The organism is Sphingobium sp. S6, assembly GCF_905120495.1.
Lineage (GTDB): Bacteria > Pseudomonadota > Alphaproteobacteria > Sphingomonadales > Sphingomonadaceae > Sphingobium > Sphingobium agri.
In genome coordinates, this window is sequence record NZ_CAJHOG010000002.1 from 45136 (window position 1) to 72087 (window position 26952).

Genomic DNA, 26952 nt, shown 5'->3' on the forward strand with positions numbered 1-26952 from the left:
CCCTTCCCCCCTTTTGATCTACCCATCCGCGTGCGGGAGGGGCCGGGGGGACGGTTTGTTGAGGAGACGGCAACACTCGCCCTCCCCCAAACCCCTCCCGCAAGCGGGAGGGGAATATTGGTTAAAGCGAAGCCACGAACTTCTTGTAGGCGGCTTCGTTCATCAGGCCTTCGAGCTCGCTCGCATCCGTCACGCGCAGCTTGAAGAACCAGCCATCTTCTTCCGCATCGCTGTTGACCAGGGCGGGCTCGTCTTCCAGCGCGCCGTTGGTTTCCACGACCTCACCCGAAATCGGCGCATAGACGTCAGACGCAGCTTTGACCGATTCCACGACGGCCGCATCATCGCCCTTTTCGAAGGTCGTTCCTTCGGCAGGCAACTCCACGAATACGATGTCGCCCAGCTGTTCCTGCGCATAGTCCGTGATGCCGACCGTGGCGATTTCGCCCTCTACGTCGATCCATTCATGTTCGTCGGTGAAGTAACGGCTCATCTTACTGCTCCCCTCGGAGTGCTTGCTTGACCATAAAATCAGGAAATCAGGCCTTGCGGCGGTAGCGGTGTGGCACGAACGGCATGGGCGCTACGGTCGCCGCCACGCGCTTGCCGCGCACTTCGATCTCCAATGCGGTATCGATCGCGCTGTGGGGCAAGCTGACCCAGCCCATGGCGATGGGCGCGCCAACGGTCGGCGCAAAACCACCTGAGGTCACCTCTCCCACCCTGATCCCGTCAGCAAAGATCGGCGCGCCTTCACGAACCGGCAGGCGACCTTCGATCTTCAATCCCACGCGCTTCGAACCTGGCCCATCGGCCAGTTCCTTCATCACACGCCCATGGCCGATGAAACCGCCCTCCTCGCGACGCCGCTTCTGGATGGCGAAGCCGAGATCCGCGCCGATCGTGCTGACGGCGGGTGTCAGGTCGTGGCCGTAGAGCGGAAGCCCGGCCTCAAGCCGCAAGGAGTCCCGCGCGCCAAGGCCGATCGGCTTCACTTGCGGCAAAGCGCACAGAGCGTCCGCCAGTAGCACAGCGCTGTCTGCGGGCACGCTGATCTCAAAGCCGTCCTCCCCCGTGTAGCCCGACCGGCTGATCCACAGTGGGACGCCGCGCCAGGTGAAAAGACCCGACTGCATGAAAACAAGATCGCCTGTTTCGGGGATCAGGCTGGCCAGCGCCTCGCCTGCCTCAGGACCCTGAAGGGCGAGCAGCGCCTGCTCGTCCATATGGTTCATGACGACCTCGTCCGGCAGATGCTCGATCATCCAGCCAATGTCGTCATATTTGGTCGCGCCGTTGACGACCATGTAGATGTCCGCACCGTCGAACGCGCCCGCGCCGAGGCGAGAGACCATGAGGTCGTCGAGAATACCGCCTTCTTCATCAAGCAGCATCGAATAACGCTGGCGGAAAGGCTTCAGCCCCTTGATATCGCTCGGCAGCAGATATTCGAGCGCTTCGTCCACGCCGTCACCGGAGAAGGTGAGCTGGCCCATATGGCTGACGTCGAACAGCCCGGCATGCTCGCGGACCCAGCCATGTTCGGCCATGATGCCTTCATATTGGATCGGCATGTGATAGCCCGCAAAGCCGACCATCCGCGCGCCTCGCGCACGATGCCAGGTATCGAGCGGCAGGTCCTGCAGCGGCAATTCTTCTTCGATATGGGCGATGTCGTCATTGCCGGACATGAGAGCGGCCTTTCGTGGCAAGGATATGGCGACAAACGCGTGGGTCCAGAGACGGACTCGTGACGTCTGCCACCCCCTCTGTCACGGAACCTGAGAGCTTTGACCACCAGCCGCGCGGCCGGATGGCTTACCCCTTCGGTGGGACGGCGCGAACCGTCCGCTTTCCAGAGTGCCTGCCCATGATGCGGTCCTTTGGCCTGAGAGATTCCGGGGCGGTTGCTCCTTCGGCGACGGGGTGGCCTGAAAGGCTTCCCATGCTCTCCCGCATCATGTCCGGACCCGAATCTGTCGGGCGCCGGTGACCCCGTTGCATTGCGGGAAATGACGTGCGCCGTCAATTGCTCAATCGGCAGCACCTTCTTCGCGCGCCAACCGTTGCGCCAATGCGCGGGTCACCTTGCGCAGCTCGTCGAGACGATTGTCACTTGCCGGGTCGCCCAGGACGAGATGCTCCAGGCTGTCATCGCCTTCGAACAGGCGCAGGAAATGGTCGACGCCGGTGAAATTGGAGTCCGCCACCAGATGAGCGCATAGCTCCACCCTGCCCGACCATTTGCGATCGCCCCGGCTGCGCAGAAATGCGGCGAGATCTTCGAGTTGTGCCGCAAGGGCGGCGATCTGCGGATGAAGGGCCATATGGCAGAGGCTAGGGCGCGTTCAGGGCCAGCGCAACCGGCTCTTCAGGCGAGCGCCACTTCTCCGAAAATCTCCGCATGCCGCTTTTCCGCATAGCGGTCAGTCATGCCAGCGATGAAATCGCCGATGTGCCTGCTCCGGCGCGGCTCATCGAGCAGGCGATCATCCTGCCACTCGGCTGGCATCAGTTGCGGCTCCTGTTGATAAGCCCGGAACAGATCCCGCACGATGATGCGGGCGCGGTCGGCGGCGGCCAGTTGGGATGGATGATGATAGAGCGAAGCGTACATGAAGCGCTTCAGTTCACGTTCCTGCGCCGCCAGTTCGGGGGAGAAGCAGACGAGCGCGCGTCCGGCGTTGCGCACATCCTCGACCGTTTCGATGCGTTCGTCCGCGATGTTCCGGCGGGTGGACGCGATGAGGTCATTCGCCATGAGGCCGATCTGTTCACGCACCAACTCGCGCAGCAGGCGTTCCTGCGGAATATCAGGATAGCGCGCACGCACCCTCTCCCAGCAATGCCTGACGACCGCGACCTCCATCAGTTGCTCGAGCGTCAGCAAGCCAGCGCGCAGGCCGTCGTCGATGTCATGATTGTCATAGGCGATATCGTCGGCAATCGCGGCCAACTGCGCCTCCAGCGAGGCGTGGGAGGACAGTTCCAACGGAAATAGCCCATCCACTTCCCGCATTGCCCAGCCGGGCCGATCGACCGGGCCATTATGCTTGGCGAGCCCTTCCAGCATTTCCCAGCTGAGGTTGAGCCCGGCGAAACAGGGATAGGGCGACTCCAGCAGCATGAGCGTGCGGAGGGTGTGCGCATTGTGGTCGAAACCGCCATGATCCTCCAAGGCCGCCTCCAGCGCCTCCTCACCCGCATGACCGAAGGGAGGATGGCCTATGTCATGGGCAAGGCACAGCGCTTCGGTCAGATCCTCATTGAGGCCGAGGGTGCGCGCCGTTGTCCGGCCGATTTGCGCGACTTCCAGACTGTGGGTCAGGCGGACGCGGAAATGGTCGCCATCCGGGGAAACGAACACCTGCGTCTTGTGCCGCAACCTTCGAAAGGCGATCGAGTGAATGATGCGATCACGATCCCGCTGAAAGATGTCACGCGGGCCACGCAATTCGCCGCCAGGTTCAGGATGCAGGCGGCCGCGGCTGCGGCTGGGGTGCGAAGCATAAGGGGCAAGGGTCGTCATGAGGACGCCCTTACTTCCCTCCCAGCCGTTCGACCACCTCGCCCGCGTCGCTTTGCCACGCGAAGGCGTCAGCGCCGGCGGATTTCAGCTTGGCCTCCACCGCCTTGGCGCGGGTGAAGCTGGCAAATGGGCCGATCAACAGGCGGTTGGTGCGGCCCCAGCTGGCAACCCAGCCATCCTGCGGCTTCACATCATCATATTTGCGGCGAAGGCTCTTGAGCGTGAAGCCAAGGGCGCTGCGATCCGCACCCGTGCCGATCTGCACCCAGCTGCGTGCCGGATTGGCGGCAAGCCGGGCTTTTTCCTCGGCCGCTTTCTTCGCCTTGGCATCCGCTTCCGCTTTCGCCTTGGCCTTTGCCGCTGCATCAGCCTTTTCCTTGGCTGCGGCGGCCGCCTTCTTCGCCTTGTCCGCTGCCGCCTGCCGCTCCGCACGGCGCGCAGCCTGAAGCGCTTCGATTTCGGAAAGATCGACCGCTGCCACGCTCACCTGGCGTTCCGACGCAGGAACATCGATGGCGTGGATGATGTCGGCCAAGGTTCGTGTCGCTTCCGGATTGGGTTGCGGACGCGGCGCTGGTGCAATAGCGGGCGGCTGTGGCGTTGGCGCGGATGTTGGCGCTGGCGTCGCCGCACTAGGCAGGTTTTGCTGTGCAGGCAGCGAAGCAGCCGGGCGAGCGACAGGAGCGGAAAATGGCGCAGGCGGCCCCTGCACCTGTGCCGGGCGCGTTTCCGTCGTCTGCGCGAGGGTGGATGGCGCAGGATTGGGTGGAACGGGACGGGCAACTGTTGCGGAGGACTGAGGCGATGAGGGCGTTGCCGTGAAGGAAGGCCTGCCCGGCTGTTGCGTTTGCGCGCTTGGTAAGGGCATCGCTGGCCGCGCGGAAGTGGACGGCACGGCCTGGGCTGGAGCCGGAGTTGGCCTTGGCGCCGGTGCAGCCATCGGCGCAGGCGCGGGCGCCGCCCTGGGAGTTGCAGCTGCCAAGGATGTGCCGACGGTGGTCGGGAAATGACCGAAATGCACCGCTGCGGCTTTTTGCGCGGGAGTCAGATAGGGCATCTTCTCCATGTAAGGCGTGAGCGCAGATGCGAGCTGCGCTGGCAAAGTCTGGCTGGCGATCTTTCGCGCATCGGCCTGCTTGTTGTTCATGGCCAGGATGAAAGCGCGATAACGCCATGCAGCGCGGTCACTCTTGTAAAGCAGCGGCTGAAGCACCTTCTCGGCCGCATCAACCTGGCCCGAAATACCGAGCGACGCGGCATAGCGGTAGATAAGATCCGGATCTGCCGGAGCACGCTTGAGCGCCGCCTGATAATCCTGCTGCGCTCCGGCCTGATCACCGGTCATGTCGCGCGCAAGCCCTCGATCTCCGAGCAGTGTGGCCTCGCCAAAACCAAGGCGGGTTGCCTGATCGAACAAGCGAAGCGCTTCGGCAGGATTCTGCGCCTTGAGCGCTACTCGTCCAAGCCCCGCCTTCACTCGTCCATTATTGGGCTGGATCGCATCGGCGCGCGCGAAGAAGCCTGCGGCGGCCCGGGTGTCATCCATGTCGATCGCCGCCTCACCCGCCCCGATCAGCGCATCAACATCGCGCGGATTGGATGCCAGACGGGATAGGTTGCGGCTGAGATTTTCAGCGCCCGAGGGGCGGAGCGGTTGGATTTGAGCGGGCTGTGCCTGCGCGGTTCCCGCAACAAGCAGGCCGCCAAGGATCCATAAAGCTGAGCGTTTCACACTAGCCCTTTACCGGATCGATGGGTGAATGGGAAATTTATAGAAGTAAAAAGCGCGCCCGGCCGCCCGATGCAGCCGATGGCGCGCTTTCATATCAAATCGAGCTTCGATCCGCCGTCTTACTGGTTGCTCTGGCGGTTGAGGAAGCGCGGGATGTCCGGCGTCGATGCCGCATCATCGCTGAGGCCAGCATTCTTGTCTGAACCCCGGGTAAGACCGGCCATGCGTTCGAACAAAGTCCCGCCCGAAGCGACGCGCGGCGCAGCCTGAGGTGCGGGAGCAGGGGCTGGAGCGGGCTGCGCTTCGGCTTCCTCGGCGCCGAGCAGCAGTTCATCCTGCGACGGGTCTTCATCTGAAAATACGGCGGCTGGCCGCGCAGGCGCCGCAGCAGCGGGCTTGGGAGCAGGAGCAGCCGCCCGCTCTTCGACAGGAGCCGGAATGGGCGCAGGCGCTGGAGCCGCCGGAACATCCAGTTCCAGCGTTTCCGGCTCGGGCTCAGGTGCTGCAGCCGGAGCGGCCTGCGGCACCGGCCGCGAGGCAGCAGCAGGAACAGCGACGGCGGGACGGCTCGCGAAACTGAACGGCTGGGTCAGCGGAGCAGCGGCACCCGTGGCCTCGCTGTCGATGCCGGTCGCTACGACCGAGACGCGAATCTTGCCGTTGAGGCCATCGTTGAAGGCCGAACCCCAGATGATGTTCGCATCGGGATCGACCAGCTCGCGGATATGGTTCGCGGCTTCGTCGACTTCCATCAGGCGCATGTCGTCGCCGCCGACGATGGACACGATGACGCCCTTCGCGCCGCGCATCGACACGCCGTCGAGCAATGGGTTGGCGATCGCCTTTTCCGCCGCCTGAAGCGCGCGGCCGTCGCCTTCGGCTTCGCCGGTGCCCATCATCGCCTTGCCCATCTCGCCCATGACCGAGCGGACGTCCGCGAAGTCGAGGTTGATGAGGCCCGGCATAACCATGAGGTCGGTAATGCCGCGAACGCCCTGCTGCAGCACCTCGTCAGCCATCTGGAAGGCTTCCTTGAAGGTGGTGTTGGGGTTCGCGATCAGGAATAGATTCTGGTTCGGGATGACGATGAGGGTATCGACATGCTTCTGCAGCTCCTCGATCCCGCTCTCGGCCGATTTCATGCGGCGATTGCCCTCGAAGGTGAAAGGCTTCGTCACGACACCGACGGTCAGGATGCCCCGTTCACGCGCAGCCTTCGCAATGACAGGCGCAGCGCCGGTGCCGGTGCCGCCGCCCATGCCAGCGGCGATGAAGCACATATGCGCTCCATTCAGCGCCTCTTCGACCGAGGTGATCGTTTCTTCAGCAGCCGCCTTGCCGATTTCGGGGCGCGAACCAGCGCCAAGACCTTCGGTGATTTGCGGCCCGAGCTGAATGCGCCGCTCGGCAGGCGAGGCGTTCAGCGCCTGCGCGTCGGTATTGGCGACGATGAAATCCACGCCCTCAACCGACGCGGCGATCATGTTCGCGATGGCGTTGCCGCCCGCGCCGCCGACGCCGATCACCGCGATGCGAGGCTTCAACTCGTCTACATGCGGCGGGCTGATCTCAATGCTCATAAATTCTAGCTCCCTCCAGCTTCGGCGACATGAGCGAAACTGTCATCGAAAGTTAATGCAACAGAAAATAGCGTATTTCACTAGCAAATTTCGTCTGGCTTTAGATTTGTTCAATAGTTCGTCTTCATCGCCCGCACCATGCGCTGCCACCATTGCGGTGCGTTGATACGATGAACGGTCTGTGGCGCAGGCGCTATCGTTCTAAGATCAACCGGGTTCGATGCGCCGTAAAGCGCTAGTCCGGCCAGCGTAGCGAAAGCGGGGCCGCTATGCGCCTCCGGCAGAGCGGCAAGGCCACGCGGCCTGCCGATGCGGACGGCACGGCCCAACGCGCCCTGCGCATAATCGGCAATGCCCTTCATCTCCGCGCCGCCGCCGGTCAGCACCACCTGGCGTCCCGTAGGCGTATTGAAGCCCATGCCCGCAAGCGCCGCGTTGATTTCCGTCATCAACTGGTTCAGCCGTTCGCAGATGACGGCGACCAGCGCAGCGCGCGTGATTTTGCCACCATCGGCGTTCGGCCCTGCGCTCTGTCCCGGCACGGCGACATCGCCATGCGGGGGCGCGATCTCGATCATTTCGCGGAAGTCCCGGCGGTTTTGCATCGCCGACCCGTAAAAGCATTTGATCCGCTCGGCTTGGCTGCGACGGATGCCGAAGGCCGACGCGATGTCGTCCGTGATGTCGGACGCGCCGATCGGTATGCTGTGCAGGCCGACCAGCATGCCGCCCGCGTAGAGGGAGACGTTGGTCACGCCCGCGCCCAGTTCCACCAGCGCAACACCCAGATCACGCTCCTCCTCCGACAGGCAGGCGAGACCCGTCGCGATCGGCGATGCGACGATCGAATTGACGTTAAGATAGGCTCCCCGCACGCACAGATCGAGATTAGCAAGCGGCGCGCCATCCGCCAGCACGACATGGATATCCACGCCGAGCAAGTCGGCATGCATGCCAAGCGGCTTCTTGACAGGCACCTTGCCATTGATCGTGAAGCAAGTGGGCTGGGCATGCAGCACGACGCGCCCGTCAGGGTCGATCCCCTGCTGCCCTGTCGCAAGCAGATCGTCGATGTCGGCCTGTTCGACGCGATAGCCGCCCATGTCGCGCTCGACCGTCACTACGTCACTAACCAGGCTGCCGCCGGAAAAGCTGACCCACACATCCTCGATGTTGGTGCCCGCCACCCGCTCTGCCTGCTCGACGGTTTCGCGCACGGCCAATTCGGTGCGCTCCATATCGGCGATAAAGCCGCGCCGGACACCACGGCTTTCCCGTTGGCCAGTCCCCAATATCGCCAGTTCGCCCGTCTCGGTCCGGCCTGCGATGAGGGCCGAAACCTTCCACGATCCAATGTCGATCGCGGTGACGAGCTTGTCGACCTTGGGCTGAGCCATGCGCGTCAGCCTTCCTCGCCCTGAGGCTGGGGCTCGGCGCTCGCCGCAGCCTTGTCGTTCACCTGATTTTGCGGGAGCCGCAGCACGAAGCGGTCAGGGTCGCGCATGTCGAACTTCACGATGCCGCGCCCCAGCAGGCGATTGACGCCATCCATGCGCGCGAAATTGACCAGCGCGGTTGCAGAGGCCCTGTCTCCCTCAGGCAGCGAAAGCGTTTCACCCGACTGAAAGCGCAAGTCCCAGCGACGGTTCCCGACCCAGGTCGCACCGGCCAGCATGGGTTTCAGCGCGGGCGCATTTTCCATGAGCTTGTTGAGGCCCGCAGTCTGGCGATTGGCATCGGGGCCGACGACCAGCGGCAGGTCCGGCATCGCGTCGGTGGATACGGACTGAAGCACCACGCCCTGTACGTCGATGAGGTGCAATTGCCCGTCATGCTGCCAGACCGCCACCGGGTCGCGCTCGACGATATCGACCACCAAAGTGTCAGGCAGGCGGCGCGAAATGCGCGCGTCCTTGACCCAGCCGAGCTTCAGCATTTCGTAGCGGACCTTGGGCAGATCGAGCGACAGCATCGAGCGGTCCACCTGGCCGAGCGCGATATTATAGACCGGCAACTCGTCCATGCGCTCGACGCCCCGCACTTCGACCTTCTGCACCTCGAACCCGGCGCTGGCGGCGACTTCGGCTGCCTTCTGCCCGGCCGTGGCGGGGACGCCCATCAGCATGGCGATGCCACCAAGTGCGATGACGACGATACCGACGATCGCCCAGCTCGCCATGCGCTGAAGCGTGTCGTCGCTGACCGGCAGCGCGTGCAGCATACGGCCGAACCAGGAGCGGCGCTTGCCTGGCTTTCCCCGGCCGGGGCCGGTGCGGCCGCGCGGTCCGGTCGTCCGCGTCAGTCGCGCCGTCCCTCCGCGCCGGATGCGTGCTTCAGCCATGCCCTGCCCCCTTTGCGCCCTGCTTTTGCGTCAGCGCATCCTCGACAATACGCTCGACCAGCTCGGCATAGTCAATGCCCAGTTTCGCCGCCTGCTCGGGCACGAGGCTGAGCGGTGTCATGCCGGGCTGCGTGTTCACCTCCAGCAGGTAAAGCCCGTCTACCCCCTGCGTGTCGTCCCAGCGGAAATCGGACCGCGAAGCCCCCTTGCAGCCCAGAAGCTGATGCGCGCGAAGGGCGATGGCCTTGCAGGCTTCACCGATCTCGTTCGGGATTTCGGCCGGGCAGACATGCTCTGTCATGCCATCGGTATATTTGGCGTCGAAATCATAGAAGCCGCTCTTGGGGCGCAGCTCCGTCACCAGCAGCGCCTCGTCACCCAAAACGGCGGTCGTCAGTTCGCGCCCGCGAATATAGGGTTCGGCAAGCAGCTGATCGAAATGCTGCCAGGGCCCTTCTACGTCACGGCCGATGGGCGAACCATAGTTACCATCCTGAGTGACGATGGCCACGCCGACGGAGCTGCCTTCATTGACGGGCTTCACCACATAGGGGCGCGGCAGGGGATCGGCTTCGAACAGGCTGGCGCTGTCCACGATATGACCGCCGGGCATCGGAATGCCCTGAGGCACCAGCGCCTGCTTCGTCAGCTGCTTGTCGATCGCGATGACGGAGGTGGCGAGACCCGAATGGGTGTAAGTGAGACCCATCAGGTCCATCATGCCTTGAACCGTCCCGTCCTCCCCCGGAACGCCATGGAGCGCGTTGAACACGACATCGGCCTTGGCTTCGGCAAGCCGGGCAGCAACGTTGCGATCCATATCGATCCGAGTGACCTTGTGCCCGCGCGATTCCAACGCCTTGGCTACGCCCTCGCCGCTCATCAGCGATACCGGGCGCTCGGCGGACCAGCCTCCCATGAGAACGGCGACATGCCAGGGGCCACGGGTCATTCCATTATCTCCGTCATCCCGGCGGAAGCTGGGATCTCTTTGGTCTTGTAAAGAAAGGGAGAACCCAGCTTTTGCTGGGATGACATAAGGGTGGAGAGCATCACTTCTTCACTCCCACCCGCTGGATTTCCCATTCCAGTTCGATGCCGCTCTTTGCCTTCACCCGGCGGCGGACTTCCTCACCCAGCGCTTCGATATCGGCGCTGCTGGCGTCGCCCAGGTTGAGGAGGAAATTGGTATGCTTTTGCGAAACCTGCGCGCCGCCCAGTTGCAGCCCCCGGCAGCCGGCCTCATCGACCAGCGCCCAAGCCTTATGGCCTTCGGGATTCTTGAATGTCGATCCGCCGGTCTTGCTGCGGAGCGGCTGGCTTTCCTCGCGCGCGGCGGCGATGCGGTCCATTTCCGCCTGGATCTGGGCAGGCTCGCCGGGAACACCCCGGAACAGAGCGCTGACCACGACCGCGCCTTCGGGCAGGCTGCTGTGACGGTAAGTATAGCCCAAGGCATCAAGCGGCAGCGTCACCCGCTCACCAGAGCGCAGTATGACGTCACATTCGACCAGAATATCACATGTCTCGCGCCCATAAGCGCCGCCATTCATCCGCACGAAACCGCCGACCGTGCCCGGGATCGAGCGCAGGAACTCCAGCCCTGCGATGCCAGCATCCCGCGCGGTCGAGGAGACCAGGATGCCCGACGCCCCGCCCCCACAGCGGAGCGTAGTGGCGTCGGCTTGCTCGACCTTCGCAAAGGGCTTGCCCAGACGCACGACGACGCCGGGAACGCCGCCGTCCCGCACGATAAGGTTGGAGCCGAGGCCGAGCGCCATCACCGGTATCGCCGGATCGAGACGCGCCAGAAAATCCGACAGATCTTCTGCATCCTTGGGTTCGAACAGCCATTGCGCCGCACCGCCCGCCTTGAACCAGACGAGCGGAGCCAGCGGGGCGCCAGCCTTCAATGACCCGCGAACCGGAGGAAGGGCGGCCAGCGCGGTGGTCACCCCAGCGCTTTCCATGCAGAAGATCGGTCCAACTGCGCCATCATGCCGCTTCTTTGGCTGCGATAGCCGGAGCCAGGCCCGCAGCCCATTTGGTGATATCGCCCGCGCCCAGGCAGATGATCATGTCATCGGCCTGAACATCGCTGGCGATGACGCGGGCAAGATCGTCCGCGCCCTCAACGGTGGCGGCCGAACGATGTCCGCGCCGCTTCAAGCCCGCTACCAGTTCAGCGCTGTCCACGCCCTCGATCGGCTGCTCGCCCGCCGGATAGACCGGGGCGGCATAGACGATGTCGGCATCGTTGAACGCCTGCTGGAACTCGTCCATCAAGTCGCGAAGCCGGGTGTAACGGTGCGGCTGCACCACGGCGATGACACGGCCCTTGGCGCCCTCACGCGCGGCCGCCAGCACGGCCTTGATCTCGACCGGGTGGTGGCCATAATCGTCTATCACTGTCGCAACCCCCTGCCCCGCCGGTATCTCCCCAACCTTGGTGAAGCGACGCTTCACGCCGCCGAACTTTGCAAAGCCGGTCTGGATGGTGGCGTCGTCGATGCCCATTTGCAACGCCACGCCGATCGCCGCCATCGCGTTCAGCACATTATGACGGCCGGGCATCGGCATTTCGATGCCCTCGATGCGGCGGAGAGAACCGTCCCGCTCGCGGATCTGCACATCGAAGCGATTGCCGCCGGGGATCGGCTGAACATTTTCGCCGCGAATATCAGCCTGCGCCGAAAAGCCATAGGTGACGATGCGCCGGTCCTGCACGCGCGGCAGGATCGCCTGCACTTCCGGATGATCGAGACAGAGCATCGCAGCGCCATAGAAGGGCACATTTTCGACGAACTCGACAAAGGCGTCCTTCACCTTTTCGAAGCTGCCATAATGATCGAGATGCTCAGGATCGATATTGGTAACGACCGCCAGCGTGCCGTCGAGGCGCAGGAAACTGCCGTCGCTCTCGTCGGCCTCGACCACCATCCAGTCGCTCTTGCCGAGGCGCGCGTTCGAGCCATAGCTGTTGATGATGCCGCCATTGATCACGGTCGGATCAACTCCGCCCGCGTCGAGCAAGGCCGCGACCATCGATGTCGTCGTGGTCTTGCCATGGGTGCCTGCGACCGCGACCGTGGATTTGAGACGCATCAGTTCGGCAAGCATTTCCGCGCGGCGGATCACGGGAACGCGGCGTTCCAGCGCCAGATCAACTTCCGGGTTGCCCTTCTTGATCGCGGTGGAGGTCACGACCACGGCGGCGTCGCCCAGATTTTCAGCCTTATGGCCGATCATCACGTCGATGCCCTTCTTGCGCAGCCCTTCAACGACATAGCCCTCGGCGACGTCGGAACCCTGAACCTTGTAACCCAGATTGTGCATCACCTCGGCGATGCCGGACATGCCGATGCCGCCAATGCCGATGAAATGGATCGTGCCGATGTCGGTGCCGACACCCTTCATGCGATAGTCTCCAGAATGCGAACAGCACCGCCTCCCGGTCCCTTGGGAGCGACGGCGCGAGAAGGAATGAGATTCCAGCTTTCGCTGGGATGACGTGAGGGGTTCATGTTCATGCAGGAACACCCTGCAAGTTCAAGCTCGTCGGCACCGGACCAACCTTGAGCGGATCGTTCATGATCGGCGCAGGACCGATGCTTTCGAGCAGGTCGGCCATGTCGCGCGCGGCATTCGGGCGACCGCAGGCTCTGGCGCGCTTGGCGGCGTTCTGAAGCGCGCCGGGCTCCATCGCCATCTTCTGCATCTGCTTGGCGAGTTCGACGGCAGTGAAACGCGACTGCGCTATCGTCCGCGCGCCGCCCGCCTCCGTCATTTCGCGGGCATTGGCCGTCTGGTGATCATCCATTGCGCTCGGCAGCGGGACAAGGATGGCCGGACGGCCCGCACAAGTCAGTTCCGCCAGCGTCGATGCGCCAGCGCGCGCGATCACAAGATGCGACCAGCTCAGCTTTTCCGGCACATCGTTGAAATAGGTCGCGAGGTCAGCGGGTATCTCTAGCTCCGCGTAGAAGCGCCGCACCCGCTCGATATCCTCCGCCCGGCATTGCTGCGTGACCTGCAACCGGCGGCGCAGGCTGAGCGGCAACATGCCAAGGCCATCCGGCACCACGGAAGAAAGGATGCTGGCGCCCTGGCTGCCGCCGATGACGAGCACGCGAAAGACGCTTTCATCCGTCAGTGCAGGAAATTCCTCATCTCGCAGCGCCTTGACTTCCTCGCGGACCGGATTGCCGACCAGATGCACCTTGCCCGCATATCTTTCGCGCAGGCGCTCGACCTTCGGATAAGCCGTCGCGATCGCGTCGACGCGGCGCGCGAGCAGGCGGTTCACGCGGCCCAGGACGGCGTTCTGCTCATGGATGGCGGTGGGGATGCCATCCGCCAGCGCACCCAACAGTGCAGGCATTGCGGGATAGCCGCCGAAGCCGACGACAGCGGTGGGGCGAAAGGTTTCGTTGAGGCGACGCGCCATGGCGCGGCCGGCCAGGATGGCTTTCAGCGCGCCCGGCCAGCTTTTCGGGTTCTTCGTCATGCGCCCGGCAGGCAGGACATGGACCTGCGCGCGATCAAAGATGCCCGGGATCTTCGCCCCACGCTCGTCGGTGACCAGCGCGACATGATGGCCGCGCGCCATCAACTCTTCGGCGACGGCATGCGCCGGGATCATGTGACCGCCCGTCCCACCCGCGGCCAGGACGAAGTGACGGGAAATGCTCATCGACCACTCCATTTGACGACGGTATGCCGCCCCATGAAGGGATTGCGCCGTGTGAACGCAAGCAGCAGGCCGACCCCGATACAAAGCGCCAGCATAGAGGAGCCGCCATAGCTGATAAAGGGCAGCGTCATGCCCTTCGATGGAAATATCTGGGCATTGACGCCCATGTTGATGATCGCCTGCAACCCGAACTGCGTGGTGAGGCCCGCAGCCGCGAGGATCGTGAAATTATCGTCCTCGTCGAGCATGCGCAGCAGCACGCGGACGATGACCGCCAGATAGACGCAGGCGATGCCGATGCAGGCGAGAAGCCCGAATTCTTCCCCGATTACCGAGAAGATATAGTCAGTGTGCGCTTCGGGCAGGCGGAATTTCTGCTGGCCACCGCCCGGCCCCACGCCGGTGAAGCCCCCATGGGTGATGGTGCGGAAAGCCAATTCCGTCTGGTCAGGCCCCGTGTCTTGCGCAACGCCGATGCCAAGGAAGTCGTTGATGCGCTGACGGCCGTTTTCGTAGAACATGTACATGGCAACCAGGCCCGCCAGCGCCACCCCGCCCATCATGCCGATGAACCGCATCGACACGCCCGAGAGCAGAAGCAGGCATCCCCAGCAGGCAAGGAAGATCACCGTCTGACCGAAATCCGGCTGCTTCATCAGGATTGCCGCTATCAGCAGCGTCAGGGCGCCCGTCAGCGGGATGACCGGCAAGCTCATGTCCTTGCCGCGCAGAGACAAAAGCCAGGCCAGGGTCACGACATAGACCGGCTTCAAAAACTCGGACGGCTGAAAGCGGAAACCGGGCAAGTCGATCCAGCGCCGCGCGCCGTTCACGGTCGATCCCAATATGGGCACGCACAGCAGCATCAAGGCAAAGAAGATCGTCATGAATATGGCAAGCCGGCGCGCCTGTTGCCGGGGCAGCATTGATATGACGAGCATGATGGGCAGGCCGATGAACACCCAGATCAACTGCCGGTAGAAATAGATAAGCGGCGTCACCGACACGCTGCTGGTCGACCGATCGATCGCCGCGACGGGGGACGCCGCCGCGACGGCAACCAAGCCGATCGCCATCAGCGCCACGATGAGCGAGAGGAGGACGCGGTCGATCTCCCAGAACCAGATGGCCAGGGCCGTACGCTCGCGCGGAACGGTGCGGTTCTTGAACCCCTTCACCAGTTCGCCTGCCCTGAACATTTTTGTGTCGCCCCTTCTTCGCCCCTGCCCTGCCTTTAGCCGTCCACGCCCCCTTCTTCCAGCGCCGCGACCGCGGCAACGAAGGCATCGCCTCTCGCCTCGAAATCCCGGAATTGGTCGAAACTGGCACAGGCTGGCGAAAGCAGCACAACGTCGCCGGGCTGCGCCACGCGAGCGGCCCGGCGGACGGCGGCCGATAGCATCTCGCTATCATCCACCGCCATATGATCTTTCAGCAGATCAGCGAACATATGGCCCGCTTCACCGATGGTGTAAGCGGCAGCGACATTGCCGAACCATGGGGCGCATTCATCCAGATTGTCCGTCTTTGCAAGGCCGCCGACGATCCAATGCAGACGCTGCCGGCCGTCGACAGGTGGATAGGCCGCAAGCGCGGGCGCCGTGGAGGCAGGGTTGGTCGCCTTGCTGTCATTGACGTAGAGGACGCCATTCAGTTCGCGAACGCGCTGCATGCGGTGGGGCAGGCTGGCATAGCTTTGCAGCGCGGCCTCGATCGTCGCCTCGTCAATGCCGAGCGCTTTGGCGACCGCAATGGCGACAGCAGCATTCTGCGCATTGTGCGGCCCTTGAAGCGATGGCCATCGCGCCTGCTCCGCAGGATCGATGTCGTCCGCCCTTACCTCGACCCGGTGGGCGCCCGCTTGGGCGGCAATCGATCGGCTTGGCTCATCTTCGGTCGCGATTACCGCAACATGGCCGGGCGACTGCATGCCGAATAGCCGCGCCTTGGACGCCACATAGCCTTCAAAGCCATTATAGCGATCAAGATGATCCGGCGTGATGTTGAGCAACACCGCAACATCGCAGTCCAGGCTCTGCGTCAGGTCGATCTGGTAGCTCGACAGCTCAAGCACATAGACACCACCTTCCGGCAGCGGCTCCTGTCCTAGGATCGGCAATCCGATATTGCCGCCCATCCGGGTCGGAATGCCCGCCGCCTCGATAATGTGGTGCACCAGCGCCGTCGTCGTCGACTTGCCATTGGTGCCCGTGATCCCAACGACGCGATGAGGAGGAAGCGTCGGCCGGGCCAGCGCGAACAGCTCGATATCGCCGATGACCGGCACGCCCGCGAGCTTCGCATGCATCGCGATTGGATGCTTGTTGAGGGGGACGCCCGGCGAAACAACCACGCCGTCGAAACCGGCAAGGTCGATCTCCAGCGGGTCCGCCAACTCAGCCTTATCAGCGACAGCGGCGCGCGCTTCATCGCGATTGTCCCAGGCGACCACTCGCGCCCCGCTCGCCACCAGCGCTTCGACGGTGGCAAGGCCGGACCGCGCTAGGCCCAGGACGGCGTAGCTTTTGCCAGCAAAGGCTGAAGAGGTAAGTGCCATATCGCTCACCGCAGCTTCAGCGTTGCAAGACCGGCAAGCGCCAACACGAAGGAGATGATCCAGAAACGGATCACGACCGTCGGCTCGGCCCAGCCCAGCTGCTCGAAATGATGGTGGATCGGCGCCATCTTGAACACCCGCTTGCCCGTCCGCTTGTAGAAGAAGACCTGGATGATGACGCTCATTGCTTCAACGACGAACAGGCCGCCGATGACGCCGAGCACGATTTCATGATGCGCGGTGACCGCGATCACGCCGATCGTGCCGCCGAGCGCCAGGCTGCCAGTGTCGCCCATGAAGACGGCGGCAGGCGGGGCGTTGAACCAGAGGAAGGCCAGACCCGCTCCGATAATCGCGCCGCACAATATGGTGAGATTGCCCGCGCCCGGCACATGTGGAATGCCGAGATAAGAGGCAAAGTCGGCGCGGCCAACGAGATAGACGATCGCCATGAAGGCCATGCAGGCGATGATCACCGGCATGGTCGCCAGCCCATCGAGCCCGTCGGTCAAATTCACAGCGTTACCAAAGGCCACGATCACGAAGGCAGCAAAGAGGAAATAGAAGGGGCCAAGTTCGATCGCGGGCCCATTGTAGAAGGGTAGATAAAGCGCAGTGTTGCCATGCTGGTTGACGATCAACCAGGCCGCCACGCCAGCAATCAGAAATTCGAACGCAAGGCGCATCTTGCCTGACAGCCCCTTGTGGCTCGCCTTCGTCACCTTGTCATAATCGTCGAGAAAGCCGATCGCGCCGAAGCCCAGCGTCACGAACAGGCAAGCCCAGACATAGATGGACGACAGGTCCATCCAGAGCAGCACCGATGTGATCATCGACGTGAGGATCATGAGCCCCCCCATGGTCGGCGTACCGCGCTTGGCAAGATGGCTCTGCGGGCCATCGTCGCGGATCGGCTGGCCCTTGCCCTGCCGCACCCGCAGCCAACCAATGAACCGGGGGCCAAGGAGCAGGCCAATGATAAGCGCAGTCGCGATCGTCGCGCCCGCGCGAAAGCTCAAATAGCGGACAAGGTTGAACACCCCCGCAAAATCCATGGTCTGGGCGAGCCAGTAGAGCATTAGTTCTTATGTTCCCCAAGCGCGGCGACCAGGCGCGACAGGCCGATGCCGTTCGAGCCCTTGACCAGGATCGCGTCGCCAGCGCGCATTTCCGTCTGGATGAGATTGGTGGCGGCCGCCGTATCCGGCACATGAGCAAAGGCCAACCGCTGCCCCTGCAAGGTGTCGGCCAGCGGTGTCATTTCATCGCCCACCAGAATAGCGTAATCGACTTTCCCGGTGGCAAGCGGCTCGGCAAGCCCGGCATGAAGTTCGTAGCTGCGATCGCCCAATTCCCGCATTCCGCCCAACACCGCAATGCGACGGCTGGCGTCTTCCTTGCCCAACTGCTTGAGCGTGGCTGCCATGCTGAGCGGATTGGCATTGTAGCTTTCGTCGATGAGCAGCGCTTCTCCGCCCGCAACGGCAATCATCCGCCGTTCGCCCCGTCCCGGCAGACCCGGCAGTTCGGCCAGCGCAAGTCCCGCAGCCGCAAGATCGCCGCCCAATGCTTCGACCGCCGCCAACACCGCCAGCGCGTTCGATACCCAATGTTCACCCGGCGCGCCCACGGTAAAGCAGAGTTCGGCGCTGGGAAGCGCGGCCGTGACCAACGTGCCGCCATTTGCCGCCGGAACCATGTCACGCGCGCGTACATCCGCCTCTTCATCGAAACCGAAGGTCAGGATACGGGCGGCATGCTGCTCCGCCTTGGCGTAGAGCGTCGCTACATGCGGACTGTCATAGGGAATGACGGCGGTGCCATCGGGCTCGAGCCCTTCGAATATCTCCGCCTTGGCCTCTGCGATCTTCTCTTCGGTGCCGAAAAATTCGATATGCGCGGGGGCGATGGCAGTGACGATGGCGACATGGGGCCGGACTTGCCGCGTCAGCTGCGCGAGCTCGCCTGCGTGGTTCATGCCCATCTCGAACACGCCGAAGGCCGACGCACGAGGCATGCGCGAAAGGCTGAGCGGCACGCCGACATGGTTGTTGTAGCTCTTGACCGAACGATGCACCTGATCCGGACAGATGCGATCGAGCGCATGGAACAGCGCTTCCTTGGTTCCCGTCTTGCCGACCGAGCCCGTCACCCCGACGACCTTGCCCTGCATGCGCGCGCGGGAGGCGCGGCCCAATGCTTCCAGCGCGGCGGCACTGTCGGGAACGAGGATATGGGGCTGCGAAACCGGTTCGCTGACGATCGCCCCAGCTGCGCCTTGACCAAAGGCCTTGTCGATGAAGCGATGGCCATCCGTCGTCTCGCCCTTCATCGCGACGAACAGGTCACCGCCCGTCACTTCGCGGCTGTCGAAGGCGACACCTGAAACGGCGAAGGGCGCCGAAGCGACGCCCCCTGTGGCTTGCGCTATTTCCTCGGAGGTCCAGAGGTCGCTCACCCTGCGCACTCCCGGGCAACGGTGACATCGTCGAAGGGCAGCACCCGGTCGCCGATAATCTGTCCCTGTTCGTGCCCCTTGCCTGCCAGCAGCACGATGTCATCGGCTCCGGCCTGCGCGATCGCTGCGGCGATGGCAGCGCGGCGGCCACCGATTTCCTCGGCGCTTGATGCCCCAGCCATGACGGCAGCGCGAATGGCGGAAGGATCCTCCGACCGGGGATTATCATCCGTGATGATGACATGATCGGCCAACTCGGCCGCCACCTTGCCCATCTGCGGGCGCTTGCCGGCATCACGGTCGCCTCCCGCGCCAAACAGTGCGATCAACTTGCCGCGCGTATGCGGCCGCAGCGCCTCGATGGCGGCGCGCAGGCCGTCTGGCGTATGCGCATAATCGACATAGACGGGCGCACCTGCCTTGGTGATCACAGCGCGTTCCAGGCGACCGCGAACCGGCTGTACCCGGCTAAGCAGTTCCAGGACCTTCGCCGCGTCCTCGCCGCCAGCGATGACGAGCCCGGCAGCAGTCAAGGCGTTGGCGGCCTGATAGGCACCGATCAGCGGCAGATTGACCTTGTAGAGCCTGCCCTCGACCTCGACTTCCAGCGTCTGGCCCAACTGGGTCGGGGTGCGGTTGGCAAGACGCAATGCCTGCCCCTGCACCCCGACGCTCAGCACACGAAGCCCCCGCTTCGTAGCTCGCTGGATAACCTTGCCGGACCATAAGTCATCGGCCCAGACGACTGCCGTGCCGTCGGGAGCGACCACCTCGTCGAACAGCCGCATCTTGGCTTCGAAATAGCTGTCCATGTCGCCATGATAATCAAGATGATCGCGCGACAGGTTCGTGAAGGCAGCGGCAGATACCGGCAGGCCCTCGGTGCGATACTGAGCCAAGCCATGGCTCGAAGCCTCGAAAGCGGCGTGGGTGATGCCCTCACGCTTCAGGCCCGACATGTTGGAGAGGAAGGTTACGATGTCCGGCGTCGTCAGCCCGGTCGATACCTGATCGACCGAGGTGGTGACGCCCAGCGTCCCGATAGATGCCGAATGATGGCCAAGCATCCGCCAAAGCTGGCGGGCCAGCTCGACCGTAGACGTCTTGCCATTGGTGCCGGTGACGGCGACCGTCACCTCCGGAAAAGGCGCGAAATAGCGGGCGGCGAGCAGCGCGAAGAGGCGGCGGGGATTGTCATGCGCGATATGCGCCGCCCCCTCCACCTTGGCTTCCGGCCGGGCGACCACTGCGACGGCCCCGGCGCGCACGGCATCGGCAATGAAGTCCTCGCCATTCACCCGAAGCCCCTGAAAGGCGCCGAAGACCGTGCCCGGCGCAACCTTCCGGTTATCGATCGCGAAGCCCGACACTGCGGCGTCAAGCGACACCGCAGCGTCGAGCTTCACATCCAGCCCCTCGATGAGCGACCCGAGGCGCATCTCAATGCTTTTCCTTCTGCCCGAGCAGGGGCATGAGGTCCGATATATCCACGTCCCGGCGCTCGTCGGGCAGCACGCCCAGCATCGGCGCGGTGCGCTCGACCACGCGCTTCACCACGGGCGCGGCGGTCCAGGCAGCGGTACGCAGGCCGAAAGTCTGCGCGTTGCCCTTGGGCTCGTCCATCATCGTCAGCACGACGTAGCGGGGATTATCCATCGGAAATGCGGACGCGAAAGTCGTCACCAGTGAACTCTTGTTGTACCGGCCTTCTTCAGGCTTCTCGGCTGAACCCGTCTTGCCGCCTACCCGGAATCCCTTGGCGTCGGCGCTGCGACCTGTACCCGCCGCGACAATCATCCGCAACAGCTGCCGCATCCGAGCGCTGGTGGCGGCGGAAAAGACGCGATGGCCCTCGGGCACTTCATTGGCGTGCAGCTTGCGCAAGGTGGCGGGCCGCCAGATGCCGCCATTCACCAGCGCCGCATAGGCGGTGGCGAGATGCAGCGGGGTCACCGCGATGCCATGGCCATAGGATACGGTCATGGTAGTTATGCGGCCCCAATTATAGGGCCACAAGCTCTTGGCGCGCTCCTTGAGCTCGATCGGGGCGCGCTGGTCAAATTGAAGATTGCGGAATAGCTGCTGCATGGGCGCCGCGCCCATTTCATCGGCGATCCTGGCCGTGCCGATATTGGAACTGTGCACCAATATTTCCGGCACGTTGATCCAGCGGCCGAGCGAGTGGTCGTCCTTGATCCGGAACCCGGCCACTGCCAGCGGCGCGGTCGCGTCATAGCGTTTTGCCATGGACGTTACGACGCCCCGATCCATCGCCGCGGCGATCGACAACGGCTTGAAGGTCGAACCCAGCTCGTAACGCGCCTGGACCATATGGTTGCAGAGCGGCGATTCGCTGCACTTCTTGCCCGCATAATTCTGAAGCTTGTTGGGATCGAACACGGGGATCGACGCCATTGCGATCAGTTCGCCTGTATTGGCGTCCATGATGATGCCACCCGCGCCCTTGGCGTTCTGCGCGACCATCTGGGCGTAAAGCTCGCTTTCCAGCGCGCCCTGCACCCGGCTGTCGATCGAAATGGCAAAAGGCTGCCCACGCAGCGCCGAGTCCGTCAGCCGTTCGTTGAACGCAGCCTCCACCCCCATGCCGCCCTGCCCATCCGCGTTGGGCGCGAAGCCGAGCACATGCGCGGCGAGGCTGCGCTGCGGATAGAGGCGTTCCTTCTCGCGGGGAAATTCGATGCCGATTTCGCCCAGCGCGTTCACCGCTGCGACTTCCTCCGGCAGCGCGCGGCGGCGAAGATAGGCCCAGCCTCTACCCGTCAGCTTCTTGTAGAAAGCCGCTTCGGGTTCATCGGGGAATATTTCGTGCAGCTTGCGGGCAAGCTCGGCAGGCTCGCCGATCAGCTTCGACGGGCGCACGGCGATCGAATAAGCGTCCATCGTGCGGGCGAGCGGCACGCCATTGCGATCGACAATGTCCGCGCGCACCGGAAGGAAGCCCGAAGCGTCGCCATTCCCGCTCGCGCCATGCGCGAAGATGCCGACCCAGGTCAGCCGCAGGATCACCACCGCCGTGATGGCCATGAACAGGATGAGCAGCAGCATCAGCCGGTTATGTGCGACAGCAGTCAGGTCGACCCGCTGCTTGCCTGCCCTTGCGCCACCGGGCTGAACGATGATCGTCGCCATCAGCGCGCTCCCTTCTTGCGCTCGCGCGCCGCCTTGTCGCTTATGTCGCCCATGGTGCTGTCATCGAGCAGCTTGGCGTCCAGCATCGCCATCCGCTCAGCACGGCGGGCGAGCGGGTTGGGCTTCGACACGTCCGCATCGTCCTTCGCCTTCTCGGCAGCGCTCTTGGCCGCGGGCTTGGCGATCTTCTCGACGTTGTCGGCGGCATGGGCTTCGCGGATCACGGCGATGTCGCTGCGGATCTGCGTGGCGGCCGGACTTGCCGGAACAGCCTGCGCGGCAGAGGGAAGGTCTGCCGGGCTCTGCACCATCGCCACCATCACCGGTGGGGCGACATAATCAGGCCCGTTGGGCTGAATGCCGTCGAGGTTCGCCAGCGCCCGCTCGCCGCCCAGATATTGCTGGGCGGTCGGGGTGGCGTACATGAAGTCGTCCTGGTTCCAGCGTTCAAGCTGCCGCATGCTCGCCCGCGCGCTGAACTCCGTTTCCAGATAGCGGATGTCGGCCCGCGCCCGCGCGATCTGCGCCTGCACCTTCATCAATTCGTTGCGCTCCGTCGCGACTTTCAGCGACACCAGATAAGCGCCAAGCGCACCCAGCGCGACGAGCAGGATCCAGATCAGGCTCTGCAACCTTTTCACCGCGATCATGGGCGAGGGCTCCTCGAAGAACTTTGCCGGGAAGGAATGGCGGCTGATGTACGAACGGCACTGCGCAGGGTCGCGGAGCGCGCGCGCGGATTGCGGGCCAGTTCCACCTCGCCGGGGCGAACAGCCTTGGCCGGTTTGTGGAAGGTGGGTGCGGCAGCCGCCTTGCGCTCCGGCAGGTGGCGCGATCCGGCGCCTTCGCCGCCGCTACGCTGACGCAGGAATTGCTTGACGATACGATCTTCCAGGCTGTGGAACGTGACGACGGCCAAGCGGCCGCCCTCCTCCAGCATCGCCTCCGCCGCCTCCAATCCGCGCTCCAGTTCCTCAAGCTCGCGATTCACATAGATGCGGATCGCCTGGAAAGTGCGGGTGGCCGGATCCTTCTTGTCATGCGGCTTATGTCCAAGCGCCCGGCGAACGACGCTGGCCAACTGGCCTGTACGCTCCAACGGACGCGCCTCCACGATCGCGCGAGCCACACGGCGCGAGCGCGGCTCCTCTCCATAGCGATAGAGGACGTCGGCAATCTCCTGCTCAGGGGCATTGTTCAGGAAATCGGCAGCGCTCATCCCGCTCTGGCTCATGGTCATGGTGAGCGGACCGTCAGCTTGAAAAGAAAAGCCGCGTTCTGGCCGGTCGAGCTGCATCGACGACACGCCGATGTCGAGCGTCACGCCCGATACCGAGGTGATGCCGCAATCGGCCAGCAACTGCTCCATCCGGGAAAATTCCCCGGCGATCAGAGTGATGCCCTTTTCCGCCGCCAACGCCTCGCCCTCGCGAATCGCGTCAGGGTCGCGGTCAAAGGCGAACACCTTCGCCCCCTTGCTCGCCATCGCGCTGGAATAGCCACCCGCACCGAACGTGCCGTCGACATGCACTTCGCCGGGGTTGATGGCGAGGGCATGCAGCACTTCATCGAGCAGAACCGGGACGTGACGACCGGCGTCGACAGCAGCGGTCACTTGCCGCCTCCCGCAGCCCGCTGGTCGAGCCAGCGCCGCACCTTGTTGCGGATCAGTTCGGGGCGATCCTTGCTCTCGGCAAGCGTTTCGGGCTTCCAGATCTGGATGTAGCGGCCGACGCCGTAGAAGAAGACCGCGTCGGTGATGCCATATTCATCCTTGATGTCCGGATGCATGGCGAAGCGGCCGCCCTCGTCGAAATTCACCTCCTCGATCGTGCCGAGGCGGCGTTCCAGTTCCAGGTCGGCATTATAGTCGCGGCCTTGAGCGCGCGCTTCGCGAGCCAGTTCCTCGACCTCGGTGAACAGGAAGCGGCGGTGCGATTCTCCAAAGCCGGTGGCGCAGGGGTTGTCGCCATGGACCGAGAGATAAAGCCGCGTTTCGCCGCCGCTGGACAGCTTGACCTGTCGGCGCATCTCAAGAGGCAGGACGAAACGGCCCTTGCCGTCCGCCACGCTGAACGCGTTGCCTGTAAAGAGAATGATATCCGACACGTACGGACTGATGCCCCTCTGTTCGTAGGGACGCAGGCCATCGCTCACCAACCCGCATCATCGCGGCCGGTGCGCAGGACTAGCAAAGCCTGACAAACCCCTATGCGCCTTAGATACCAAGGCGAGAGGTGCATGGAAAGGGAAAAGTCGGGAGAAGCCGGGAAATCCTGTTTTGTTCTGGTCTAACCCGGTTTAACGGCCTCCCAAGGTGGACGGGAAGAGATGTCTTGCACCCGATCGTCGCGGTAAAACCAGCCGAGCCAGACGCTTCCCAGGATCACCCAGCCAATTCCCCCAAGAATCGACCAGCGTAGGGCCATCACAAGGTCGGCCACCGATCGGAGCCAGCGGCGCCCTTCGACCATGCCGCCATCCAACGCCTCGATCACGAACCCCGGACTATCAGCGGACCAGTGCCGCGCATCCAGAGGCGCAGCAGCATCGGCCAGCCACAATCGGTCGTCGATCAGGTCCGCGTCGGCAACCAGCACGGCGCTCCCTCTGCCGATCGCGCATCGCGCGGCCAGCCCCTCCTCTTCGACGTGACATGACGTCCCAGGCCGCAGCACGAAGCCAGAACTGCCCATGGTCGTGAGTACGCGGCCATCCTCCAATATGCGCCGCTCTTCCGCCACGGCGACCGGGGGAAGAAGCGCGAGGCCCCAGTGATTCAGCAGCGACGTAAGCATGCTGACGGCAGGGGGCCTGCGCCTGTCTCCCAGCGGCAGGGACGATGGCCAGCGCAGCAAAGGATCAGCCAGCAGCAAGACATGTCCGCCGTCGCGCACCCAATTATCCAGCGCGACCAACTCTGCCGGGGAAAAGGCGCGCGGCTGCGCGAGCAGCAGGGCGTTGGCATCCCTCATCGCTGGGCCGAGCGGGCTGTCAACGGGCTGTACGTCGAAGCGCCGCCGCAGGAGAGTGACGATCGGCGCATCACTCCGCGCACCGAAACTTGGCTCTCCCTCCTTCCAGAATAAGGGCAGCGCGCTGATGACCGCCAGCTTGGGCCGGGGCGATGGCGTTTCCGGGAGAGGCGCCTCCCGCGCCAGCCAGCAGGACAACAGAGCAGCAGCGCAGAAGGTAAGCCCTGTCCACTTCCGGCGAGGAAGGCAGACGCCAGCCATGACCGCCAGTGCGGCAACGAGCGTTAAACCGCCAACATCACCTATCGCTGGATAGGAAGACGCCGCCAAAACATCGAAGATCAGGACCGTCCCCAAACTTCCCGCCCCAGCCCATAGAGCATAGGGCCAGCCCCGCTTCAGGCTTAGCAACAGCGCGACGGGCATGAGCATCAGGGCAGGCCAGGTCCAGCTCTGCAGGTCGACCTGCCCCGTTTTCAACAAGGAAGGAAGACCGCCGAGCACAACCAGCACCGGACCAAGGCCAAGCATCAGGAATGTGCGCAACGCCTTCATGGAATGCGCGCTTCGATCAAGATGATCAGCGGCCGGACGCTTGCGGATCGCGATCCATCGGCTTGCGCAAATTGGGGTCCGGCTGCAGGTCGGGCACGATCGGCTGCTGCTCGGGCGCCGGTTGCACGCCCAATTCCGCCAGCGGCTCCTTGGGCGCGACGGCATTGACGTCCAACGTGGGCACGGTCGGCGGCGGCACCGCCGGATCGTCGATCCGCGCCTTTTCGATCACGATATTCGCCAGACCTACGAGGAGCACCACGCCCGCCAGCCCCGTCAGGCCGATCTGGACACGCTGCAACCCTTCCTGCCGGCGGGGATGTTCAGCCATCAAAGCGCTCTTTATCTTGCCGCCGCGACCCGTGCGGCGATCAGCGATTGTGCGCGAGCCAGGGGAACACCGTCAAGCCCTTCGCTTCCAGCCACTCGCGATTGTAGAGGGTGGAGAGATAGCGGAAACCCGTGTCGCAAAGGATGGTGACGATCCGCTTGCCCGGGCCCAGTTCGCGCGCCAGCGCCACCGCGCCCGCCACATTGATGCCCGACGACAGGCCAAGGCAAAGCCCTTCTTCCGCCAGCAGGCGCTCGACCCAGTGCAATCCCTCCTCATCGGAAATGCGGAACTGGGTATCGATAGGCGCACCCTCCAGATTGGCGGTGATCCGGCCTTGCCCGATCCCCTCGGCCACGGATGACCCTTCCGCCTTCAGCTCGCCATGGGCGTAATAATTATAGAGCGCCGCGCCATGCGGATCGGTCAGCGCGATCGTGATATTCTCGTCATGCGCCTTGAGGCCCAGCCCCACGCCCGCGATCGTGCCGCCAGTGCCCGCCGCGCAGGTGAAGCCGTCGATCTGCCCGTCCAGCTGCTGCCAGATTTCCTCCGCCGTACCGACGATATGCGCTTTCCGGTTGGCGATATTGTCGAACTGGTTCGCCCAGATCGCATTCTCCGTTTCTTCCGCGATCCGGCGGGACGTGTGGACGAAATGCCCCGGGTTCGAATAGGCAGCGGCAGGCACCGTCACCAGTTCAGCGCCCAGCGCGCGCAACGTGTCCATCTTCTCGCGGCTCTGCGTTTCGGGCATGACGATGATCGTCCTGTAGCCCTTCGCATTGGCGACCAGCGCCAGGCCGATACCAGTATTGCCCGCCGTTCCTTCGACGATCGTGCCACCCGGCTGCAACAGCCCTTTTTCTTCCGCATCATTGACGATGAAGAGCGCCGCGCGATCCTTGACCGACGCACCGGGATTGGCGAATTCGCACTTGGCGAAAATATCGCAGCCCGTCTCTTGCGACGGACCGGCAAGGCGCACCAGCGGCGTGTTGCCAATCAGGGCGAGGCTATCATTCTGAACCAGCATGTTCCCCGCATAGCG

24 protein-coding genes and 1 riboswitch are annotated in these 26952 nt (G+C 63.8%); all 24 genes read right to left on the bottom strand.

The genetic code is table 11. The annotated features are described in order from the left end of the window. Positions 1-121: 121 nt before the first annotated feature. The gene (gene gcvH / locus SPHS8_RS07245) at positions 122-493 is read right to left on the bottom strand and encodes a glycine cleavage system protein GcvH (protein ID WP_097091058.1); all 372 of its coding nucleotides are present in this window, start codon (positions 491-493) and stop codon (positions 122-124) included. Positions 494-539: 46 nt separating this feature from the next. Then, a complete protein-coding gene (gene gcvT, locus SPHS8_RS07250) occupies positions 540-1691 on the bottom strand; it encodes a glycine cleavage system aminomethyltransferase GcvT (protein WP_201514934.1) in 1152 nt (383 codons plus the stop codon). 175 nt (positions 1692-1866) lie between these two features. After that, positions 1867-1966: riboswitch (glycine riboswitch) on the bottom strand. Between the two features lie 67 nt (positions 1967-2033). Further along, entirely contained in the window at positions 2034-2327 is a 294-nt protein-coding gene (locus SPHS8_RS07255; protein WP_201514935.1) for a hypothetical protein, read from the bottom strand. A gap of 44 nt (positions 2328-2371) precedes the next feature. Then, entirely contained in the window at positions 2372-3529 is a 1158-nt protein-coding gene (locus SPHS8_RS07260; RefSeq protein ID WP_201514936.1) for a deoxyguanosinetriphosphate triphosphohydrolase, read from the bottom strand. A gap of 10 nt (positions 3530-3539) precedes the next feature. Further along, a complete protein-coding gene (locus SPHS8_RS07265) occupies positions 3540-5261 on the bottom strand; it encodes an SPOR domain-containing protein (protein ID WP_201514937.1) in 1722 nt (573 codons plus the stop codon). Between the two features lie 119 nt (positions 5262-5380). Then, entirely contained in the window at positions 5381-6841 is a 1461-nt protein-coding gene (gene ftsZ, locus SPHS8_RS07270) for a cell division protein FtsZ (protein WP_097091053.1), read from the bottom strand. A 110-nt stretch (positions 6842-6951) separates the two neighbouring features. After that, positions 6952-8238 (bottom strand): cell division protein FtsA, encoded by a 1287-nt coding sequence (ftsA, locus tag SPHS8_RS07275; RefSeq protein ID WP_201514938.1) that lies wholly within the window; start codon positions 8236-8238, stop codon positions 6952-6954. A gap of 5 nt (positions 8239-8243) precedes the next feature. Then, the gene (locus SPHS8_RS07280; protein WP_201514939.1) at positions 8244-9182 is read right to left on the bottom strand and encodes a cell division protein FtsQ/DivIB; all 939 of its coding nucleotides are present in this window, start codon (positions 9180-9182) and stop codon (positions 8244-8246) included. Next, on the bottom strand, positions 9175-10134 hold the full coding sequence (locus SPHS8_RS07285) for a D-alanine--D-alanine ligase (RefSeq protein WP_201514940.1): 960 nt from the start codon (positions 10132-10134) through the stop codon (positions 9175-9177). The genes SPHS8_RS07280 and SPHS8_RS07285 overlap by 8 nt, the downstream gene beginning before the upstream one ends. Before the next feature lie 100 nt (positions 10135-10234). Continuing rightward, positions 10235-11152, bottom strand: a complete 918-nt coding sequence (gene murB, locus SPHS8_RS07290) for a UDP-N-acetylmuramate dehydrogenase (protein WP_201514941.1) — start codon at positions 11150-11152, stop codon at positions 10235-10237. A 25-nt stretch (positions 11153-11177) separates the two neighbouring features. After that, the gene (gene murC / locus SPHS8_RS07295; RefSeq protein WP_097091049.1) at positions 11178-12599 is read right to left on the bottom strand and encodes a UDP-N-acetylmuramate--L-alanine ligase; all 1422 of its coding nucleotides are present in this window, start codon (positions 12597-12599) and stop codon (positions 11178-11180) included. 109 nt (positions 12600-12708) lie between these two features. Beyond that, positions 12709-13875: an undecaprenyldiphospho-muramoylpentapeptide beta-N-acetylglucosaminyltransferase gene (murG, locus tag SPHS8_RS07300; protein ID WP_201514942.1), complete on the bottom strand. Its 1167-nt coding sequence runs from the start codon at positions 13873-13875 to the stop codon at positions 12709-12711. Further along, a complete protein-coding gene (gene ftsW, locus SPHS8_RS07305; protein ID WP_201514943.1) occupies positions 13872-15074 on the bottom strand; it encodes a putative lipid II flippase FtsW in 1203 nt (400 codons plus the stop codon). The genes murG and ftsW overlap by 4 nt, the downstream gene beginning before the upstream one ends. 35 nt (positions 15075-15109) lie before the next feature. Beyond that, entirely contained in the window at positions 15110-16432 is a 1323-nt protein-coding gene (gene murD, locus SPHS8_RS07310) for a UDP-N-acetylmuramoyl-L-alanine--D-glutamate ligase (RefSeq protein ID WP_201515467.1), read from the bottom strand. A gap of 5 nt (positions 16433-16437) precedes the next feature. Then, the gene (gene mraY / locus SPHS8_RS07315; protein ID WP_097091045.1) at positions 16438-17511 is read right to left on the bottom strand and encodes a phospho-N-acetylmuramoyl-pentapeptide-transferase; all 1074 of its coding nucleotides are present in this window, start codon (positions 17509-17511) and stop codon (positions 16438-16440) included. Next, positions 17511-18890 (bottom strand): UDP-N-acetylmuramoyl-tripeptide--D-alanyl-D-alanine ligase, encoded by a 1380-nt coding sequence (locus SPHS8_RS07320; protein WP_201514944.1) that lies wholly within the window; start codon positions 18888-18890, stop codon positions 17511-17513. The genes mraY and SPHS8_RS07320 overlap by 1 nt, the downstream gene beginning before the upstream one ends. Then, complete coding sequence (locus SPHS8_RS07325) at positions 18887-20329, bottom strand: UDP-N-acetylmuramoyl-L-alanyl-D-glutamate--2,6-diaminopimelate ligase (RefSeq protein WP_201514945.1); 1443 nt, start codon at positions 20327-20329, stop codon at positions 18887-18889. The genes SPHS8_RS07320 and SPHS8_RS07325 overlap by 4 nt, the downstream gene beginning before the upstream one ends. A gap of 1 nt (position 20330) precedes the next feature. Further along, the gene (locus SPHS8_RS07330; RefSeq protein WP_201514946.1) at positions 20331-22040 is read right to left on the bottom strand and encodes a peptidoglycan D,D-transpeptidase FtsI family protein; all 1710 of its coding nucleotides are present in this window, start codon (positions 22038-22040) and stop codon (positions 20331-20333) included. Further along, complete coding sequence (locus SPHS8_RS07335) at positions 22040-22690, bottom strand: colicin transporter (protein WP_201514947.1); 651 nt, start codon at positions 22688-22690, stop codon at positions 22040-22042. The genes SPHS8_RS07330 and SPHS8_RS07335 overlap by 1 nt, the downstream gene beginning before the upstream one ends. Beyond that, positions 22687-23655 (bottom strand): 16S rRNA (cytosine(1402)-N(4))-methyltransferase RsmH, encoded by a 969-nt coding sequence (gene rsmH / locus SPHS8_RS07340; protein WP_201514948.1) that lies wholly within the window; start codon positions 23653-23655, stop codon positions 22687-22689. The genes SPHS8_RS07335 and rsmH overlap by 4 nt, the downstream gene beginning before the upstream one ends. Continuing rightward, positions 23652-24149, bottom strand: a complete 498-nt coding sequence (locus SPHS8_RS07345) for a division/cell wall cluster transcriptional repressor MraZ (protein ID WP_201515468.1) — start codon at positions 24147-24149, stop codon at positions 23652-23654. Before SPHS8_RS07345 ends, rsmH begins: the two co-directional genes overlap by 4 nt. A gap of 182 nt (positions 24150-24331) precedes the next feature. Next, a complete protein-coding gene (locus SPHS8_RS07350; RefSeq protein WP_201514949.1) occupies positions 24332-25570 on the bottom strand; it encodes a DUF4350 domain-containing protein in 1239 nt (412 codons plus the stop codon). A 25-nt stretch (positions 25571-25595) separates the two neighbouring features. Further along, a complete protein-coding gene (locus SPHS8_RS07355) occupies positions 25596-25901 on the bottom strand; it encodes a hypothetical protein (RefSeq protein ID WP_097092689.1) in 306 nt (101 codons plus the stop codon). 40 nt (positions 25902-25941) lie between these two features. Continuing rightward, positions 25942-26937 (bottom strand): cysteine synthase A, encoded by a 996-nt coding sequence (locus tag SPHS8_RS07360; RefSeq protein WP_097092688.1) that lies wholly within the window; start codon positions 26935-26937, stop codon positions 25942-25944. Between the last annotated feature and the right edge of the window lie 15 nt (positions 26938-26952).